The sequence below is a fragment of the Streptomyces sp. NPDC008313 genome (assembly GCF_042956125.1).
Lineage (GTDB): Bacteria > Actinomycetota > Actinomycetes > Streptomycetales > Streptomycetaceae > Streptomyces.
Genome location: NZ_JBIBFR010000002.1, coordinates 196032 through 214338, shown reverse-complemented (window position 1 = coordinate 214338; position 18307 = coordinate 196032). Strand labels below are relative to the sequence as shown.

Genomic DNA, 18307 nt, shown 5'->3' with positions numbered 1-18307 from the left:
TGACGGAGCGGACCCCCTGAGGGACGGAGGCCGCGGGCACCGGCGTCCTCAGGCGCGAGCGCCGCGGGCGCGCTGGGCGCGGGCGGACGCGTACAGACATACGGCGGCGGCGGTCGCGAGGTTCAGGCTCTCGGCCTTTCCGTGGATCGGCACGCGCACGACGGCGTCGGCCAGCGCCCGGGTCTCCACCGGGAGCCCCCAGGCCTCGTTGCCGAAGACCCAGGCGGTGGGCACGTCCATGGTGCCGTGGTCGAGCTCGTCGTCGAGGTCGTCGTCCCCGGCGCCGTCGGCCGCGAGGATGCGGACTCCCGCCTCCTTGAGGCCTTCGACGGCGCGCTCGACGGGGACGCCGACGGCCACCGGCAGATGGAACAGCGAGCCGACGCTCGCGCGCACGCACTTGGGGTTGTAGAGGTCGACGGAGGCGTCGGTGAGCACCACCGCGTCGGCCCCGGCCGCGTCCGCGCACCGCAGGACCGTCCCGGCGTTCCCGGGGTCGCGTACATGCGCGAGGACGGCGACGAGCCGGGGGCGGGTGCGCAGGATCTCCTCGAACGGGGTGTCGAGGAAGCGGCAGATCCCGACGAGCCCCTGCGGGGTGACGGTGGTCGAGATGTCGGCGATGACCTCGTCGGCGGCCAGGTGGACGCGGGCCCCGGCGTCGCGGGCGGCCGCGACGATGCCGGCATGGCGCTCGGCGGCCTCGGCGGTGGCGAACAGCTCGACGAGGGTGGCGGTGCCGGTGCCCGCCGCCCGGTGTCCGGCGGCCTCGCGCACGGCCTGCGGCCCCTCGGCGAGGAACAGCCGCTCCTTGCCCCGGAAGTTCCGCCGGGCCAGCCTCCGGGCGGCGGAGACGCGTGGCGAACGCGGCGAGACCGGTTCAGGGGCGGCGGACATGGGTCACCTCGGGTGAAGGGAGGGGGGCGGATCGGGGACGCTGCGGGCGGCCGGCGGGGCCGGACGCACCGGACCCGCAGGCCGCGGGGGCCTGCGGGTCCGGTTCACATCCGGCGGGGCCGGCGCGGGCGTCACGCGGCCTTGGGCGCGTTCACGTCCGACGGCAGCGCCTTCTGGGCGACCTCGACCAGGGCGGCGAACGCACCGGCGTCGTTGACGGCCAGCTCCGCGAGGATCTTGCGGTCCACCTCGATGTTGGCGGCCTTCAGACCCTGGATGAAGCGGTTGTACGTGATGCCGTTGGCGCGGGCAGCGGCGTTGATGCGCTGGATCCACAGCTGACGGAAGTCGCCCTTGCGCTTCTTGCGGTCGTTGTAGTTGTAGACCAGCGAGTGGGTGACCTGCTCCTTGGCCTTGCGGTACAGGCGCGAACGCTGACCGCGGTAGCCGGAGGCCTGCTCGAGGATCGCCCGGCGCTTCTTGTGGGCGTTGACTGCCCGCTTGACGCGTGCCACTTGTTGACTCCTTGTAGCGGGGCCGTGGTTGGACTCACACGACCCGAAAACGATTGGGTCCCGGTCTGGGGTCGGACGCGCGGTGGGCGCGTCCCGCCATCACTTGCCGAGAAGCTTCTTGATCTTCTTGGCGTCGCCCGGGGCCATCTCGGCGTTGCCGGTGAGGCGACGCGTCAGACGCGACGACTTGTGCTCGAGCAGGTGGCGCTTGCCGGCGCGCTCACGGAGCACCTTGCCGGAGCCGGTGACCTTGAAGCGCTTGCTGGCACCGCTGTGCGACTTGTTCTTCGGCATGGCGCCGTTCTCTCCTCGTCAGTGGCGTTCCGGTGCCCGGTCCGGGGACCGGGCACGGTGGAACGTCATTCGTGTGGGTTGGCATCCCCGGACTCGCGTCCTGGGACTCCCGGGACCAGCGTCCCGGGCGCCCAGGGCCCTCGCCCCGGGATCAGGCCTCGGCCGAAGCCTCGGCCGGGGCCTCGGTGATCTCCTCGGCAGGTGCCTCGGTGATCTCGTCGTCGGCGGCGTTCTGCGACTTGCCGGGGTTGGCCTTCGCCTCCGCCTTGCGAGCCGCCTGCGCCTCACGGGCCTCGGCCATCGCCTCGGTCTTCTTCTTGTGCGGACCGAGAACCATGATCATGTTTCGGCCGTCCTGCTTCGGGTTCGACTCGACGAACCCGAGGTCCTCGACGTCCGAAGCGAGACGCTGGAGCAGTCGGTAGCCCAGCTCGGGCCGGGACTGCTCGCGACCACGGAACATGATCGTGATCTTGACCTTGTCGCCCTGCTTGAGGAACCGGACGACGTGACCCTTCTTGGTGTCATAGTCGTGCGGGTCGATCTTCGGCCGGAGCTTCATCTCCTTGATGACCGTGTGCGCCTGGTTCTTGCGCGCCTCACGGGCCTTCATGGCCGACTCGTACTTGAACTTCCCGTAGTCCATGAGCTTGCAGACCGGCGGACGCGCGGTCGCGGCCACCTCGACCAGGTCGAGGTCGTACTCCTGCGCAAGCTCCAGGGCCTTGGCAAGCGGAACAATCCCGACCTGCTCGCCGCTGGGACCGACAAGTCGCACCTCGGGAACGCGAATCCGGTCGTTGATGCGGGGCTCGGCGCTGATGGATCCTCCTCGGTAGCACCACACGGCGGTCTGGCGGACAGCCGCGTATGTCTCTGATGACATGTGGACCAACCACCGCGGCACATGAAAAATGCCCCGGCCGGTACACAGGCGGGGCTCCAAGCACTACCGGAGCACCGCCACGGTGAACCGCGGGGCGCACTTCGGGCGACTCCATCGTCCGTACGGAACGATGGCGGCCGCCTGACCGGGTGACCCGCCGTCCCGGGGGACGGTCGGGTGGGAGATCGGAGCCTCCACTTGCGGGTCGAACACATGCGTGTCCGACCGGTCGTTACACAAGGTTAGCAGCTCCCCCGGGCAGGTGCTAACCGGAGGTCGACGGGGCCCGCACCCCGTCCCGCGCACGGGCACCGGACGCCGGGCCACGCGCGCCGGACCGTATCGTGGGGGCCATGAGTGACACCCCTCCCCAGTCCCCCGAAACCGCCGGGGCCCCCGACTTCGACGCCATGACCCGCGACATCGCCGAGGTTCCCGCGGTCGAGGTGATCGTGACGGTCGCCGTCAACCTGATGAGCGCCGCCGCGGTGAAGCTCGGCCTCACCGAGGAGGGCGAGTCCCACAAGGACCTGGACGAGGCCCGCAAGCTGGTGACCGCGCTGGCCGGCCTGCTCGACGCGAGCACCACCGAGATCAGCTCGTTCCACGCGGCGCCGCTGCGCGACGGTCTGAAGTCGCTGCAGCTGGCCTTCCGCGAGGCGTCGATCGTCCCCGACGAGCCGGGCCAGGGTCCTGGCGAGAAGTACACGGGCCCGGTCTACGGCTGATCCTCACGCGCGCACGCGTACGACTTCACGCGTACGACCTCACGCGCGCACGCGTCACCCGCGTACGAACAGGGGCTCGCCCGGAGGCGTCGTCCCGGCCGGCAGCAGTGCCAGGTCGAGACCGCGCACCAGGCGGGCCCTCAGCGTTTCGTCGGCGGCCAGCCGCTCGGCGACCGCGCGGGCGGCCTCGGCCGGGATCGCGTCCGCGTCCAGGACGAGGGCCAGGGTGCCGTCCGCCCGGCCGGGGCCGAGGTGGGCACGGCGCACGGCCGGTTCGGCCGCGACGACGCCGCGCACCGCGTCGAGCACGGCGGGGTCGGTGAGCGGGTCCGTCGTCGCCCGCCCCTCGGCGAGGGCCAGCAGGGCGGGCCCGGTCAGCTCGTAGGGGACGGGTCCGGCCAGGTCGAGCACGACCGTGTCGGCCTTCTCGTGCGCGGCGGCTCGCAGTGCCTGGTGCAGCGGTACGGCCACGGGGCGGGCCTCCGGGTCCCAGCGGGCCAGCGACTCGGTGGAGGTGAAGGCGGGCAGCGCCGTGCGGCCGCCCGCCCTGAGGGTCGGCACCGCCATGTCACTGGTCTTCTCGCGGCGCAGTCCCGACGCGTCCTGTTCGACCTCGCCGAGCACGGCCACCACGGGCACGAGCAGCCGGGCGCCCTTCAGCGCCTCGAGGACCGGTGCCACGGCGGTCCGGTCCTCGGCCCAGGCGGCGAGCGCCGCGCTCAGCCGGGGGTCGGCCGAACCGTCGTCGTCGGAGAAGCCGGGGTCGGGAATGTTCTTGTTCGCCACGGTCACCGACCCTATCGGTGGGTCCCCGGGACGGCGCCGCCGACCCGGGGCGGCCCGAGGCCGGGGGCCCTCACGGTTTTCTCAGCCGCGCCTGAGACGCCTCTCATCGCGGGCAGGCGGTGCGCACAGGGCCGCCCTCCAGCATCCCCGGCATGGACTCTCCCGGACGGCGCCGCCGTGCCCGCCGAACCCGCCGGCCCCCGCTGCTGTGCACCGCGCTGGCCGCCGTGGTGGCCGTCGGCGGTACGGCGGCGGGGACCGTGTACGTGAAGGAGCGGGCGCACGCCGGCGCGGGCGCCGTACCGTCGTCCGCGACGCCCCGGGTACGGGCCGGGGCGGGCGAGGAGGCGTCGGTGGAGTCATTGGCACAGCCCTCGGTGGACCGGGACGCCCTGCTCGCCGAGGCGATGGCGTCGGTGAGCGTGGAGGACGGGGCCGAGGTGTCCGTCGCGGTGCTCGACGTGGAGTCGGGCGCCGACGCGTCGTACGGCTCGCGGACGTTCGACACGGCCAGCATCGTCAAGGCGGACATCCTGGCGGCGCTGCTGCTCCAGGCGCAGGACGCCGGCCGGGACCTCACCGCCCCGGAGAGGTCGCGGGCGACCGCGATGATCGAGAACAGCGACAACGCCTCCGCGTCGGCGCTGTGGGAGGCGATCGGGCGGGCCGACGGGCTCGGCACGGCGAACAAGCGGTTCGGGCTGACGGAGACCGAGGGCGGGGACGGGGCGCTGTGGGGGCTGACGCGGACCACGGCCGCCGATCAGCTGACCCTGCTGCGGGTGCTGTTCGGGAAGGACACGGAGGGCAAGGGTGGGTCGGTGCTCGACGCGGGCTCCCGTGCGTTCGTGCGCCGTCTCATGAGCTCCGTCGCCGCCGGTCAGGACTGGGGTGTCTCGGCGGCGGCCGACGGCACCGGGTGGGCGCTCAAGAACGGCTGGCTGCCGCGGAGCACGACCGGGCTGTGGGACGTCAACAGCATCGGACGGGTCACGGCCGGCGGACGCGACTACCTGGTGGCGGTGCTGTCCGACGGCGGCACGACGAAGGCGGAGGGTGTCTCGCTGGTGGAGTCGGCCGCCCGCGCGGCGGTCTCCGCGCTCCGGGAGGCCGACGCGGACTGACGGCCGCCCGTCGGAAGGGCCTCGGCGCAGGGGGCCCCGGGGACGGGCCGCGCGTCTCCGCCGCTCCCGTCAGGGATCAGAGGAACGGGTGGCGCGGGTTCCTCCGGCCGCGCCAGAGCACGACCGCCGCGGCGAGCAGGACCGCGCCGAGGCCGCCCGCGAGCAGGCTCACCCAGCCCGCGGTGTCCTCGTCGTCCACGGCCTCGTCGGGGCCCGGCCCGAAGTACTTCCGGCCGTACGCCGCCGCGTGCAGTCCCTCCGGCTTCAGGTCCCCTGCCGCGTCCATGGCGGCCGCCGGGTCGATGAAGCCGTAGCCCCGCGCGTCGTCGCGGCCGCTCTTGGGCGCGTTGCGGGCGGTGTCCTCCAGGAGCTGTTTGATCTGGGCCGGGGTGAGGCCCGGGTGGGCCGCCCTGATGAGGGCGACGGCCCCGGAGACGAAGGCGGAGGCCGCGCTGGTGCCCCAGCCCTCGTAGTACTTGTCGTCCGGGTCGGCGATGACGACGTCGACGCCGGGCGCGCTGACGGTGGCGTACCAGCGGCGGGTGGAGAACGAGGCGCGGGTGCCGTACCGGTCGACGGCGGTGGCGGCGATGACACCCGGGTACGCGGCGGGGTAGGAGATGTGGTCGCCCTTCTCGCCGCCGTTGCCCGCCGAGGCGACGACGGCGACGCCCCGCTTGAGGGCGTACTGGACGGCCGCGTCCTCGGCGGGCTCGGGGTGCGCCGACCTGGAGTCGTCGCCCAGCGAGAGGTTGATGACGTCGGCACCGTGGTCGGTGGCCCAGCGGATGCCTTCGGCCAGGGCGTTGCCGCGGGTGTTGCGGGCCTTGCCGCGGGCCGGGTCCCCGTCCTCCAGGATCACCCGCACGGGCAGGATCCTCGCCTCGGGCGCGACGCCCACGACGCCGTCGGCGTCGCCCGCGCCATGGCCGTGGGCGGCGATGATCCCGGCCATCGCGGTGCCGTGCCGGGCCCAGGCCCGGTCGCCCCGGGAGGCTCCGAAGCCGACCATGTCCTTGCCGTCGAGGACGTTGCCGGTGAGGTCGGGGTGCTCGGCGTCGACGCCGGTGTCGAGGACGGCGACGGTGATGCCCTTGCCCTTCGTCGTGGCCCAGACCTGCTGGATGTGCATCGCGTCCAGGGCCCACTGCTGGTCGCGTATGCCGTCGGCGTGCGCGGTGGTCGCGGGCAGCACGGCGAGGGAGCCGGCGAGCAGGAGGGTGGTGAGGACGCGTCCGGCGCCGCGCACCCGGGCGCGGCCGGCAGCGCGCGCCGTGGTGGAGCCGCCCGGGACCGGGGCGTTCGCGCGGCGGGCGCCCGGGGTCCGGCCGTTGGTCGTCCGGGCGCTCATGAGGGGTCCTCCACGGCTTTGGCGACGGTCTTGCGGAAGCTCCGCTCGATGCGGTCCGCGAGGCCCCGCGCCTCGTGGCCGAGGCCGGACTGGGCCGGTGCCGAGGTGGCGCCGGACTCGGTCGCCTTCTCCGCGGGCTGCGGGCTGCGGACGGTGCGTCCGTCGGCGAACCCGGAGACGGCGTAGACGACCACGGGCGCGTCGGTGAGGACGGACAGCGTCCAGGTGGCCCGCTGCCGGTCGCCGAAGCCGGCGGCGACGGTGCCCTTCGCCGCGTACGGGCGGGGCATCAGGTCGGTACGGTCGCCGAGCCCCTCCTTCCCGAAGCGGGACTTCAGCGCGCGCATGGCCGCCTCGTCCCCCTCGGTGAACAGCAGTCCGACGGTGGTGACATGGCTGCGGGTGGCGTCCGTGTAGGTGGCGCGCAGCAGCCGCAGACAGCCCACCGGCGCGAGGGCCTTGCGCAGCAGCGGGTCGAAGGCCGTACGGCAGCCGCTGTCCGGGGCGACGGCGATCCGCGTCCACGTACGGTCGGCGCCGCCGGGTCCGGCGCCGTCGCCGCGCACGGTGGGCGGGAACAGCCGGTCCACGGGGACGCCGTGCCAGAGCTCTCCGGCCGCCGTGAAGGCGCCGGCCGAACCGGCCGCCGCGCTGTCGCCGGTCAGCCAGCTGCCGGTCGCCGCGCCACCGATGAGGCCGAGGCCCAGGACGACGCAGGCGGCGGCCGCGGCCACGCGGGAGCGGTGGCGGGCGCCGCCGGGGCGTGCGGCGGCGGGGTCGCCGTACGGCTGCGCACCGGTCTCCGGGGGGGTCTGCGGCCGCGCGAACGACACGAACGGGCGGGCGGGGCGCGGGGCTTCGCCGGGCGAGCGGGCCGGGACCGGCCGCAGCCGCGTGGTGTCGGGGTCGGTGCCGCCGGGCGGGCCGGTGGTGCGTGCGGCGGGAGGCGGCCCGTCGGGGAACCGGGCGGAGGCCGCGGGCGGGGGCGGGACGGACCCGTCCGCGTCCCGGACGTCGGGGTCCGTGTCCGGGGCGCCGGCGGGGCCGGGAGCGACGGTGTCAGGAGAGACGCGCGGCGCGCGGGACGGGGGCCCGCCGCTGTCCGCCGTGCCGTTGTGGGAGCCGTCCGGTGAGGCGGCGCCGTCGTCCGGGCCACCGGGCCTGCGGGCCGGGGGCGCCCAGGGGGCGCCGGGCGCGGGGGCACCGACGGAACCGGCGGGGGTCGCGTCGCCGTCGCGCTCCCGCGGGCGCACGGGCCGGCCGCCGGCGAAGTCCGGGCTCCGCCGCGAGGGGGTCGGCCACTGCCCCGCCGGGGGCCGGTCCTGGGTGCGCGGGGGCGGCGTCCGCACGTCGTGGTCCGCCGGCCGCTGCTCCGCGGCGCGCCGCCACTGCGGGCGCGGGGAGGTCGGGGGCCAGTCCTCCGCCGTGAAGGACTGGTCCGGGCGGGGAGCCGGCGCGGGCCGGGCCCCGGGCCGCCGGGGTGCGGGGGGCGCCGTGGGCCCGGTAGGTGCGGGCGGGGCGGTCGGTGCGGACGGGGCCGGGGGGCCGGTCTCGGTACGCGGCGCGCCGGTGGCGGCCCGCGCGCTGCCGGGGTCCGTCGTGGCCGCGGCGGCCGTGTCCGGAGCAGTCGCGCCCGGGGCCGTCGCGTCCTGAGCCGTCGTACCCGGGTTCGCCGTGTCCTGAGCCGTCGCGTCGTCCGGGGTGCCGGTGTCCGTGGTGTCCGGTGCGTGCGCCGGGCGGGGCGGGGCTTCCGGGCGCGGAGGGATGGAGGCGCGGCGCGCGTCCGTGCTCATGCACCCCCCGTTTCCTCGTCACCCGGGCCGCTCGCCCGCCGCGGTGCCCGGCGGGGCCTGCTTCCACGCGTGGAGGGGCCGCACCCCCTGACGGGCCGGCCGTCACCGGCACGCATACCCGTGGCGGCGCGCCGCCACCCCGGGCACGGCCCGGCGGGCAGGTCGTCCCTCCCTGCGTGCGCGCCACTCTACGGGCTGCCCGGCGTCCGGAGGGAACCAGTCCGCAGGGCGGGGGGATCTGCCCGGAACGTCCCCCTACCCTGCGGTAATTCTGTCTGGCAGGCTTCGGTCATGACTGCCCGTGCCGCCGACCGAGCCCGCTACGACCGGGCGACCGCTCATCTCGACGCGCCCGTCGCGATCGTGGACCTGGAGGCGTTCGACGCGAACGCGGACGACCTCGTACGCCGGGCCGGCGGCAAACCGGTCCGGGTCGCCAGCAAGTCGGTGCGCTGCCGGGCGCTCCTGGAGCGGGTGCTGACCCGGGACGGCTTCGCCGGGATCATGTCGTTCACCCTCGCCGAGTCGCTGTGGCTGGCCCGCTCCGGTTTCGACGACGTGCTGCTCGCCTATCCGTCGGCGGACCGGAAGGGGTACGCCGAGCTGGCCGGTGACCCGAAGCTCGCGGCCGCCGTGACCGTCATGGTCGACGACCCGGCCCAGCTCCGGTTCGTCGACGACGCCCGCCGGGGCGGCCGGGAGGAGATCCGGGTCTGCCTGGAACTGGACACGTCCCTCAGGCTGCTGGGCGGCCGGGTGCGGGTCGGGGCGCGGCGTTCCCCGCTGCACTCGGCGGATCAGTTGGCCGAGCTGGCCCGCGCGGTGGAACGGCGGCCGGGGTTCCGGCTGGTGGGGATCATGGCGTACGAGGGGCATGTCGCCGGGGTCGGCGACGCGCTCGCCGGGCGGCCGGTGCGCTCGCGTGCCGTCCGGCTCATGCAGGCCGCGGCGCGCAGGGAGCTCTCCGTGCGGCGTGCGGAGGTGGTGCGCGCCGTGCGGGCGGTGGCGCCCGGCCTGGAGTTCGTCAACGGGGGCGGCACCGGCAGCGTGCAGCACACGGCCGCCGAGGACGCCGTGACCGAGATCGCGGCCGGGTCGGGCCTGTACGTGCCCCGGCTGTTCGACAACTACACGTCGTTCCGGGGGCGTCCGGCCGCGCTCTTCGCCCAGCCCGTCGTCCGCAGGCCGGGCGTCGGGGTGGTGACGGTGCTCGGCGGCGGTTATCCGGCGTCGGGCGCCCCCGGTGCGGACCGGCTGCCCGTCCCGTACCTGCCGGAGGGGCTGGTGTACGACCCGCAGGAGGGCGCGGGCGAGGTGCAGACTCCGCTGCTGGGCTCCCCGGCGGATGATCTGCTCGTCGGCGACAAGGTGTGGTTCCGGCACGCGAAGGCCGGGGAGCTGTGCGAGCGGTTCGCCGAGCTGCACCTGGTGGAGGGCGACGCGGTGACGGCGAGCGTGCCGACCTACCGGGGTGAGGGCCACACGTTCCTGTAGGCCCCGTCCGCCCCGGGGGCCGCCGCTACTTCGACGGCCCGATGCTGCTGCCCACGCCTCCGCCGGTGTCCGCGTCGCCCACCGGCCGGATGCCCTTGGTGATCCTGTCCATGTCGGCCTGCGGCGGCCCCGCCTCGCCCGCGTCGAAGGCGAGGCGGACGATGACCATCGACTGGGAGCCCACGCTGGACCGGAACGCCAGCGACTGGACGTACCCGCCGGGCCCCTCGCCGGTCTCGACCCGCCAGCGGACGTAGTATCCGGCGCTGCCCGCGACGGCGACCGGACCGGACGCGACGAGCCGGTGCGAGGTGACGCCCCCGTAGGGCTGCCGGTCGAGTACCTCGTTGTCGAAGAAGTGGTCCGTGGCGTCCGGGATGTCGCCCTCGGCGAGCGCCTTCGGGGACTTCTCGTCGTTCGACGTGACGGTGCGCGAGGTGACGGTGCCGTGCCGGCAGACACCGCCTCCGCCCGGGCAGTCGTAGGTGCCGCGGGTGGTCATGACGACGTCGTCGTCGCTGAGGTCCCCGGGCTCGGTCCAGCCGTCGGGCAGCCGCAGGGTGATGCCGTTGAGGTCGTCGACGACGACGTCGGGGTCGTTCCCGGCGGACTCGGAGGCGGAGGGCGACGGCGACGCCGTGCCGGTCCGCGTGGTCGGCTCCGACGTGGTCCTCGCCTCGGCGCCGCCGTCGTCCCCGCCGCCGAGGACGACGACCCCGGTGACGACGGCGGCGACCAGGACGGCCGCGGCCGTGGCGAGCGCCACCGCCTTGGCGCGGCCCGGGCCGCCGCCCGGCGAGGGCGCCGGGGGCGGAACCGGGGCGGGCTGCTGGGGCGTCTCGGGCTGCCGCCGGTGATCGGTCCAGGCGGTCCCGTCCCACCAGCGCTCGACGAGCGGGTACGACGGGTCGCGGTACCAGCCGGGCGGAGGCGTCACACTCATCCCGGCACTCTAGAGCCTGCCGTTGGACCGCCGTCCGCGCCCATGGATCACAACCGGTCAGACGTCCCGGCCGGACCGGACACGGTGTCCCGCTGGGCGGGGACGACCGAGCCGTCCTCGCGCCGTACGGGTCCGCGGCTGCCGTCGGGCTCGTTGTACGCGGTGCTCGCGCACGGGTACGGATCGGTCCTGCGCGGCAGCGGCTCGATGAACATCGGGTTGATCACCCAGCGGCCGTCGGCGTCGTCGTACGCGCGGCACATGATCTCGTTCTTGTTCCGGTTGAGGACGAGATGGGCCCCGGTGGCGTCGCCGACGAAGGTGACGTCGGTGTCGGCGTCGCCGCCCGCGATCGTCACCCGCCGGCGCGCGTCCTGGCGCTGCCAGGCGGCGGCGCCGTGCACACCGTAGATCTCCTGGTTGATCCAGCAGCGTTTGCCGTCGATGTACGGGATGGCCTCGCCCTTGCTGTCGGGGACGTCGCCGCAGCCCTGGTTGCGGGTCGTGATGCGGCCGCGCCGGTCGAGAATCGACCGGATCGCGATGGTGTGCCGGCGGTCGACGCCGACGCCGCGCGACCAGACCTCCGTGACGGGTTCGGAGCCCGCCGAGACGATGTAGACGTCGAATCCGGCCCGCTGGAGCGTCCGGATCAGGTCGCGCTGCTGGGCGTAGTAGCGGACGTACGCGGGGACGGTGTGCGTGCCGACGGTGCGGGTCGAGCCGACGGGCGCCGCGAGGGCCTCCTGGCGTGCCTTCTCGGTGTACGCGGTGAGTTCGGCGACGGTGTGCCCGGCGAAGAGCTGGGGGACCCAGGCGTACTGGGGGACGGTGCGGCGGTGGTTCCACTCGCCGGCGAAGGCGGCGGCGCCGCTCATCGTCCGCGCGTCCTCGCGGATCTCCAGGATCTCGTCGGCGCAGCCGGTGTCGGTGGAGGTGGGCAGCGGGGCCCCGACGGGCACGTCGGTGCCGCAGGCGGCGGTCAGCGCCCGGTCCGCCTCGTCGGTCATCCACGCGCTGGTGTCCTTCCAGCGGGCGGGGCGGAGGATCTTGTCGTGCCGCAGGGACCAGGTGATCGTGGCGTCGGTGACGTCGTTCTTCGTGACGGTGTTGTCCCAGTCGAAGGCGGCGACCGGTGTTCTCCGGTGTCCGGCGCAGGTTCCGCGCCGGTCGATGACGTCCTGCAGGTGCTCACGGTTGTCGCCGTACCAGCTCAGCTTCCTGGACAGCTGGGGGCAGGCCGGCCGGTGGGGGGACGGGGCCGCGGCGGCCGCCGCCGGCGGAGCGGCGGCGACGGCAGCGGTCATGGTCCACGCGAGAAGAGTTCGGTATCCCATGGAAGGTGGACCGTACACCGACAAGTGGGCCGGGTCAGAGAGGCGTGACGTAGGCGCCCGAGATTCCGCCGTCCACGAGGAAGTCGGTGGCGTTGACGAAGGAGGAGTCGTCGCTGGCGAGGAACGCGACGGCGGCGGCGATCTCGGTGGCCTCGGCGAACCGTCCCAGCGGGATGTGCACTAGGCGCCGTGCGGCCCGCTCCGGGTCCTTGGCGAACAGCTCCCGCAGCAGTGGGGTGTTGACGGGGCCGGGGCACAGCGCGTTGACGCGGATGCCCTCGCGGGCGAACTGGACGCCCAGTTCGCGGGACATGGCGAGGACGCCGCCCTTGGACGCCGTGTACGAGATCTGCGAGGTCGCGGCGCCCATCCGGGCCACGAACGACGCGGTGTTGATGATGGAGCCCCTGCCCTGGCGCCGCATGTAGGGGATGACGGCCTTGCAGCACAGGTAGACGGAGGTGAGGTTGACGTCCTGGACGCGCTTCCACGCCTCCAGGCCGGTCTCCAGGATGGAGTCGTCGTCGGGCGGCGAGATGCCCGCGTTGTTGAAGGCGATGTCGACGGAGCCGTAGGTGTCGTACGCCGTCTCGAAGAGCCTTTCGACCTGCTCGGCGTCGGTCACGTCGGTCCTGACGAAGATCCCGCCGGTCGCTTCGGCCGCCGCGCCGCCGCGGGGTTCGTCGACGTCGGCGCAGACGACGTGCGCGCCCTCGGAGGCGAGCCGGTGCGCGGTGGCGAGTCCGATCCCGCTGCCGGCGCCGGTGACGACGGCGGTGCGGCCGGCCAGGCGTCGGCAGATGGTGTCCGTTGGCTGCGAGGTCACAGTGCGGGGCCCTCCGTGCTGATGAAGACGTTCTTGGTCTCGGTGAAGGCGTCGAGTGCTCCGGGTCCGAGTTCACGGCCGATCCCGGACTGCTTGAATCCGCCGAACGGCGTCCAGTAGCGGACGGCGGAGTGCGAGTTGACGGACAGGTTCCCGGCGCGGACGGCGCGCGAGACGCGGATGGCCCGGCCGACGTCGCGGGTCCACAGGGACCCGGCCAGGCCGTGGTCGGTGGCGTTGGCGAGCCGGACGGCGTCCGCCTCGTCGTCGAAGGGGAGGACGACCGCGACCGGCCCGAAGACCTCCTCGACGGCCACGCGCGCGTGCGGGTCGACTCCGGTGAGGACGGTCGGCGGGAACCAGAAGCCGGGCCCTTCGGGGGCCTTGCCCCGGATGCCGTCGGCGCCGGCGGGGACGTAGGACCGTACGCGCTCCAGCTGGGTCCGGGAGATCAGCGGGCCCATGGCGGTGCCGTCGGCGGCGGGGTCGCCGACCACGACGGACTCCACGGCGGGGGCGAGGAGCGCGAGGAAGCGGTCGTGGACGGAGCGCTGGACGAGGATGCGGGTGCGGGCGCAGCAGTCCTGGCCGGAGTTGTCCAGGAAGGACATCGGGGCGGCGGCCGCGGCGGCTTCCAGGTCGGCGTCGGCGAAGACGATGTTGGGGCTCTTGCCGCCGAGTTCGAGGGTGACGCGTTTCAGGTGGGCGGCGCCCTTCGCCCAGACCCGCTTGCCCACGGCCGTCGACCCGGTGAAGACGATCTTCGCCACGCCGGGGTGCCCGACGAGCGCCTCGCCCGCGACGGGGCCCTCGCCCGGCAGCACCTGGAAGAGGTGTTCGGGCAGGCCCGCCTCCAGGGCGAGTTCCGCCAGCCGCAGGGCGGTGAGCGGGGTCGTCTCGGCGGGTTTGAGGAGCACCGCGTTGCCGGCCGCGAGGGCGGGCGCGGTGCCCCAGGCCGCGACGGGCATGGGGAAGTTCCAGGGCGCGATGACCCCGACGACGCCGAGGGGTTCGAGGAAGGTGACGTCGAGGCCGCCGGGCACCGGGATCTGCCGGCCCGTGAGCCGTTCCACTCCCCCGGCGGCGTAGTCCAGCAGGTCGCGGACGTTGCCCGCCTCCCAGCGGGCGTTGCCGATGACGTGTCCGGCTTCGCGGACCTCCAGCCGGGCGAGTTCCTCGACGTGGCCGTCGACGACGGCGGCGAACCGGCGCAGCAGCCGCGCCCGGTCGCCGGGGGCGGCCGCGGCCCACGCGGTCTGGGCCGCCGTGGCGCGCCGGACGGCCGTGTCCACGTCGTCGGGCGAGGCGGCCGGGACGGTGGCGACGACGTCCTCGGTCGCCGGGTTCAGTACCCGCAGTCGGTGCTCGTACGGCACGGCGGCGGCCCTCACAGGCGTTCGAAGGAGCGGCGCAGCTCCCAGTCGGTGACGGCGGCGTCGAAGGCGGTGAGTTCGACGCGGGCCATGTTGGTGTAGTGGGCGACGACGTCGTCGCCGAAGGCGGCGCGGGCCAGGGGGCTGTTCTCCCAGAGCTCGGCGGCCTCGCGCAGCGTGGCCGGGACGTGCTCGTACGAGGCGGCGTAGGCGTTGCCCGTGCACGGCTCGGGCAGCTCAAGCTCGTGCTCGATGCCGTGCAGTCCGGCCGCGACGAGGCCGGCGACGGCCAGGTGCGGGTTGACGTCGCCGCCGGGCAGCCGGTTCTCGAAGCGCAGGGAGCGGCCGTGCCCGACGACCCGCAGGGCGCAGGTGCGGTTGTCGTGGCCCCAGGCGACGGCGGTCGGGGCGAAGGAGCCGGGCTGGAAGCGTTTGTAGGAGTTGACGCCGGGTGCGTACAGCAGCGAGAAGTCCCTGAGCGCGGCGAGCTGTCCGGCGAGGAAGTGGTGCATGGTCGCGGACATGCCGTCGGGGCCGTCGCCCGCCATGACGCCGGTGCCGTCCGCGTCGGCGAGCGAGAGGTGGATGTGGCAGGAGTTGCCCTCGCGCTCGTTGTACTTGGCCATGAAGGTGAGCGAGACACCCTCCTGGGCGGCGATCTCCTTGGCGCCGGTCTTGTAGACGGCGTGCTGGTCGCAGGTGACCAGGGCCTCGTCGTAGCGGAACACGATCTCGTGCTGGCCGGGGTTGCACTCGCCCTTGGCGGACTCCACGGTGAGGCCCGCGGCCTGCATCTCGTTGCGGATGCGGCGCAGCAGGGGCTCGACGCGGCCGGTGCCGAGGACCGAGTAGTCGACGTTGTACCGGTTGGCGGGGGTCAGGCCGCGGTAGCCGGCGTCCCAGGCCTGGTCGTAGGTGTCCTGGAAGACGATGAATTCCAGCTCGGTGCCGACCCGGGCGGTGAAGCCGCGGTCGGCGAGACGCTCCAGCTGGCGGCGGAGGATCTGGCGGGGGGCGGCCGTCACGGGGGCTCCGTCGTCCCAGGCCAGGTCGGCGACGACCAGGGCGGTGCCCTCGTGCCAGGGCAGGCGGCGCAGGGTGGAGAGGTCGGGGCGCAGGGCGAAGTCGCCGTAGCCGCGCTCCCAGGAGGACATCGCGTAGCCGTCGACGGTGTTCATGTCGGTGTCGACGGCGAGCAGGTAGTTGCAGCCCTCGGTGCCGTGCTCCAGGACCTCGTCGAGGAAGAAGCGGGCGGCGAACCGCTTGCCCTGGAGCCTGCCCTGCATGTCGGGGAAGGCCAGGACGACGGTGTCGATGTCGCCGGCCGCGACGAGCGCGTGCAGTTCCTCCACGCCGAGCGGTGGTGTGCGGTCTGCCACGGGAAGGGCCTCCTTCGGTCAGCCGGAAGCCTTAAGGTATGGCGGAGAACCTTTGCTGGGAAGGGGGCGCGACCGGATGCCGGGGACGGATGCCGACGGCCTCCCGGGGGACCGGCTGGCGGCGGTGCTGCGGCCGGTGCGGGCGGGCAACGGATTCGAGGAGGCGCTGGAGCGGATCCTGCAGCTGGTGCGGCTCGGGCTCGTGCCGGCCGGGGAGCGGCTGCCGGCGGAGCGCGAGCTGGCCGGGCGGCTGGGCGTCAGCCGGGTCACGCTGCGCGAGGTGCTGAAGGTGCTGCGGGAGCAGGGGCTGGTGGAGCCGCGGCGCGGCCGTCACGGCGGCACGTTCGTGCTGCCGCGTCCCGACGCGCACGGCGAGGACGCGCTGCGCCGCCGGGTCCGCGAGGTCGACATCGAGGACGTCCTGCGGTTCCGGGAGGTCCTGGAGGTGGGTGCCGCGGGTCTGTGCGCGGCGCACGGCCTCGGCGAGGAGGGCGCGGGGCGGCTGCGCGACGCGCTGGCCCGGACGCACGACGCGTCACCGGCCGACTACCGCCGGCTGGACACCCTGCTCCATCTCACCTTGGCCCAGCTGTGCGGCTCCCCGTCGCTCACGGCCCGGTACGCGGCCGTGCGGGCGTCGGTCAACGATCTGCTCGACTGCATCCCGCTGCTGGTCCGCAACCTCGAACACTCGCAGCGTCAGCACATGGCCCTGGTCGGGGCCGTGCTCGACGGGGATGCGGACGGTGCGCGGGAGATGATGCGCGAGCACTGCGCGGGGACGGCGGCGCTGCTGCGCGGCTTCCTCGCGTGACCCCCCGGGCACCGGAGAATCCCCCCGGGGACCCGTCCGGAACGCGGGGGTCCAGGACGAGGCTGGGAGGGGCGGGCGTGAGCGGACCGCTGATCGGTGTGAGTACGTATCTGGAGGCCCGGGCCCGCTGGGGTGTGTGGGAGCTGGAGGCCGTCCTGCTGCCGTCCGGCTATCCCCGGCTCGTCCAGGGCGCGGGCGGTCTGGCCGCGATGCTTCCGCCGGACGCCCCCGGGCACGCCGCGGCGGCCGTCGCCCGCCTCGACGGGCTGGTGATCGCGGGAGGCCCCGACGTGGACCCTTCGTGCTACGGCGCCGCGCGCTCCCCGCGTACGGGGCCGCCCGCGCCCGAGCGGGACGCCTGGGAGCTCGCCCTGATCGAGGCGGCGCTCACCTCCGGCACCCCGCTTCTCGGCATCTGCCGGGGCATGCAGCTCCTGAACGTGGCGCTCGGCGGGACCCTCGTGCAGCACCTCGACGGCCATGTCACCGGGGTGGGTGTCTTCGGCCGTCACACGGTGACGGCCGTCCCCGGGAGCCGGTACGCGGGGATCGTGCCGTACCCGGCCGACGTTCCGACGTACCACCATCAGGCGGTGGACCGTCTCGGCCGGGGGCTGACGGTCTCGGCGCACGCCGCGGACGGCACGGTGGAGGCCGTCGAACTGCCCGCGCCCGCCTGGGCGCTGGGCATCCAGTGGCATCCGGAGATGGCAGAGGACCTGAGCGTGATGCGGGCCCTGGTCCGCGCGGCGTCCTGACGCGGCCTCCCGACGGCGCTCAGGCGCCCCGGCCGCCGCGGGTCTGCCGGTCCTCCATCGCCTCGATGTGGTCGGCGACCGCGACGACGATCACCCGGGTGTCCGGTTCGGTCGCCCGCCACCGGTGGCGCACCCCGCCCGTCAGATAGAGGGTGTCGCCGCGGCCCAGCCGGTGGGCGCGGCCCTCGGCCTCGATCTCGACGGCTCCGTCGGCGACGTACATCAACTCGTCGTTGCGGTGCTGGAATTCGCGGCCCTCGTCGTGGTCGCCGGTGAACTCCATGGCGTGCAGCTGGTGGTGACCGCGCACGAGGGAGCGCACGCGGGCTTCGGGAGTGAACTCGGCGCCGTCGGCGCGTACCACGTCGACGCTGCACGCCGGGTCGGCGACGGCGAGCAGTTCGACGGCGGTGGTGCCCAGGGCGTCGGCGACCCGTTCGAGGGAGCGTCTGCTCGGTCGCGCGCGCTCGTTCTCGACCTGGCTCAGGAAGGGGACCGAGAGGCCGCTGCGCTGGGCCACGACGGCAAGGGTCAGCTGCAGGGCCCGGCGTCGCCGCCGGACGGCGGCGCCCACCCGAAGGGGCTGCTCCTTGTGGTCGCCCATCGCTCCGGCTCCTTCCTGTGCGTCGTCGGTCCACGGGGTCACGGCGGGTGCCGCGGCCGAGGCCGCCGCACCCGCGCCGGGCGGTCCACCGGGACCCACGGCCTCACTGCACCCTACGCATGTTCGGCAAACGGTTTCACGCGTGCGTGACATCCGCGTCCCGTAACGGGCCCGAACCCCACGGTTCGCGCCAGTACACCAGGTACCGGTCCCCGGCGGGGGCCGAACGCCCGTGCCGGGTGCCCGTGCCGCCGCCCGTGCCCGCGAACGCCGCGAGGGGCGGGGGGGGGCGGGCCCCCCCCCCCCCGGGGGGGCCCCCCCCCCCCCCCCCCCCCCCCCCGGGGGGGGGCGCCCCGCCGCCGCCCCCCCGCCCCCCCCGCCCCGGCGCCGAGGGAGCCACCCGGC

The 18307-nt window shown here is 74.7% G+C and carries 18 protein-coding genes; 5 read left to right on the top strand and 13 right to left on the bottom strand.

Annotated elements, in window-relative coordinates; translation table 11 throughout:
* Positions 1-48: 48 nt before the first annotated feature.
* From ACFY93_RS03760 to infC, 4 genes are all read right to left on the bottom strand, one after another.
* The gene (locus ACFY93_RS03760) at positions 49-897 is read right to left on the bottom strand and encodes a TrmH family RNA methyltransferase (protein ID WP_391353266.1); all 849 of its coding nucleotides are present in this window, start codon (positions 895-897) and stop codon (positions 49-51) included.
* A 131-nt stretch (positions 898-1028) separates the two neighbouring features.
* Positions 1029-1412 (bottom strand): 50S ribosomal protein L20, encoded by a 384-nt coding sequence (rplT, locus tag ACFY93_RS03755; RefSeq protein WP_019325184.1) that lies wholly within the window; start codon positions 1410-1412, stop codon positions 1029-1031.
* Between the two features lie 99 nt (positions 1413-1511).
* Positions 1512-1706: a 50S ribosomal protein L35 gene (gene rpmI, locus ACFY93_RS03750; RefSeq protein ID WP_007829094.1), complete on the bottom strand. Its 195-nt coding sequence runs from the start codon at positions 1704-1706 to the stop codon at positions 1512-1514.
* Between the two features lie 151 nt (positions 1707-1857).
* On the bottom strand, positions 1858-2553 hold the full coding sequence (gene infC, locus ACFY93_RS03745; RefSeq protein ID WP_391353588.1) for a translation initiation factor IF-3: 696 nt from the start codon (positions 2551-2553) through the stop codon (positions 1858-1860).
* 392 nt (positions 2554-2945) lie between these two features.
* Between infC and ACFY93_RS03740 the strand changes: the two genes are divergently transcribed.
* Complete coding sequence (locus ACFY93_RS03740) at positions 2946-3320, top strand: DUF1844 domain-containing protein (RefSeq protein WP_391353264.1); 375 nt, start codon at positions 2946-2948, stop codon at positions 3318-3320.
* A gap of 54 nt (positions 3321-3374) precedes the next feature.
* On the opposite strand, the gene ACFY93_RS03735 is transcribed toward ACFY93_RS03740, so the two are convergent.
* Complete coding sequence (locus ACFY93_RS03735) at positions 3375-4106, bottom strand: SseB family protein (protein WP_391353262.1); 732 nt, start codon at positions 4104-4106, stop codon at positions 3375-3377.
* Positions 4107-4258: 152 nt separating this feature from the next.
* Between ACFY93_RS03735 and ACFY93_RS03730 the strand changes: the two genes are divergently transcribed.
* Positions 4259-5230, top strand: a complete 972-nt coding sequence (locus ACFY93_RS03730) for a serine hydrolase (RefSeq protein ID WP_391353261.1) — start codon at positions 4259-4261, stop codon at positions 5228-5230.
* 76 nt (positions 5231-5306) lie between these two features.
* Here the strand turns inward: ACFY93_RS03730 and mycP are convergent, their stop codons facing one another.
* Both mycP and ACFY93_RS03720 read right to left on the bottom strand, forming a co-directional pair.
* On the bottom strand, positions 5307-6581 hold the full coding sequence (gene mycP, locus ACFY93_RS03725) for a type VII secretion-associated serine protease mycosin (protein WP_391353259.1): 1275 nt from the start codon (positions 6579-6581) through the stop codon (positions 5307-5309).
* The gene (locus ACFY93_RS03720) at positions 6578-8374 is read right to left on the bottom strand and encodes a hypothetical protein (RefSeq protein ID WP_391353257.1); all 1797 of its coding nucleotides are present in this window, start codon (positions 8372-8374) and stop codon (positions 6578-6580) included. The genes mycP and ACFY93_RS03720 overlap by 4 nt, the downstream gene beginning before the upstream one ends.
* A gap of 291 nt (positions 8375-8665) precedes the next feature.
* Here ACFY93_RS03720 and ACFY93_RS03715 point away from each other — a divergent pair, with 291 nt between their 5' ends.
* Positions 8666-9868 carry an alanine racemase gene (locus ACFY93_RS03715; protein WP_391353255.1) on the top strand — a complete coding sequence of 401 codons (1203 nt, stop codon included), beginning with the start codon at positions 8666-8668 and terminating at the stop codon, positions 9866-9868.
* 25 nt (positions 9869-9893) lie between these two features.
* On the opposite strand, the gene ACFY93_RS03710 is transcribed toward ACFY93_RS03715, so the two are convergent.
* The 5 genes from ACFY93_RS03710 to ACFY93_RS03690 form a co-directional block, all read right to left on the bottom strand.
* Positions 9894-10811 carry a DUF2510 domain-containing protein gene (locus ACFY93_RS03710; protein ID WP_391353253.1) on the bottom strand — a complete coding sequence of 306 codons (918 nt, stop codon included), beginning with the start codon at positions 10809-10811 and terminating at the stop codon, positions 9894-9896.
* A gap of 47 nt (positions 10812-10858) precedes the next feature.
* Positions 10859-12118 (bottom strand): haloacid dehalogenase-like hydrolase, encoded by a 1260-nt coding sequence (locus ACFY93_RS03705; RefSeq protein WP_391353586.1) that lies wholly within the window; start codon positions 12116-12118, stop codon positions 10859-10861.
* Between the two features lie 64 nt (positions 12119-12182).
* On the bottom strand, positions 12183-12974 hold the full coding sequence (locus ACFY93_RS03700) for a 3-oxoacyl-ACP reductase (RefSeq protein WP_391353252.1): 792 nt from the start codon (positions 12972-12974) through the stop codon (positions 12183-12185).
* Positions 12971-14350 (bottom strand): aldehyde dehydrogenase family protein, encoded by a 1380-nt coding sequence (locus tag ACFY93_RS03695; protein ID WP_391353250.1) that lies wholly within the window; start codon positions 14348-14350, stop codon positions 12971-12973. Before ACFY93_RS03695 ends, ACFY93_RS03700 begins: the two co-directional genes overlap by 4 nt.
* 11 nt (positions 14351-14361) lie before the next feature.
* Positions 14362-15726, bottom strand: a complete 1365-nt coding sequence (locus tag ACFY93_RS03690; protein ID WP_391353249.1) for a glutamine synthetase family protein — start codon at positions 15724-15726, stop codon at positions 14362-14364.
* A 76-nt stretch (positions 15727-15802) separates the two neighbouring features.
* Here ACFY93_RS03690 and ACFY93_RS03685 point away from each other — a divergent pair, with 76 nt between their 5' ends.
* Both ACFY93_RS03685 and ACFY93_RS03680 read left to right on the top strand, forming a co-directional pair.
* Positions 15803-16540, top strand: coding sequence for an FCD domain-containing protein (locus ACFY93_RS03685; protein ID WP_391353247.1), 738 nt, complete (start codon positions 15803-15805; stop codon positions 16538-16540).
* 77 nt (positions 16541-16617) lie between these two features.
* The gene (locus ACFY93_RS03680) at positions 16618-17298 is read left to right on the top strand and encodes a gamma-glutamyl-gamma-aminobutyrate hydrolase family protein (RefSeq protein ID WP_391353246.1); all 681 of its coding nucleotides are present in this window, start codon (positions 16618-16620) and stop codon (positions 17296-17298) included.
* Positions 17299-17317: 19 nt separating this feature from the next.
* On the opposite strand, the gene ACFY93_RS03675 is transcribed toward ACFY93_RS03680, so the two are convergent.
* The gene (locus tag ACFY93_RS03675; protein ID WP_391353244.1) at positions 17318-17902 is read right to left on the bottom strand and encodes a helix-turn-helix domain-containing protein; all 585 of its coding nucleotides are present in this window, start codon (positions 17900-17902) and stop codon (positions 17318-17320) included.
* Positions 17903-18307 lie beyond the last annotated feature (405 nt).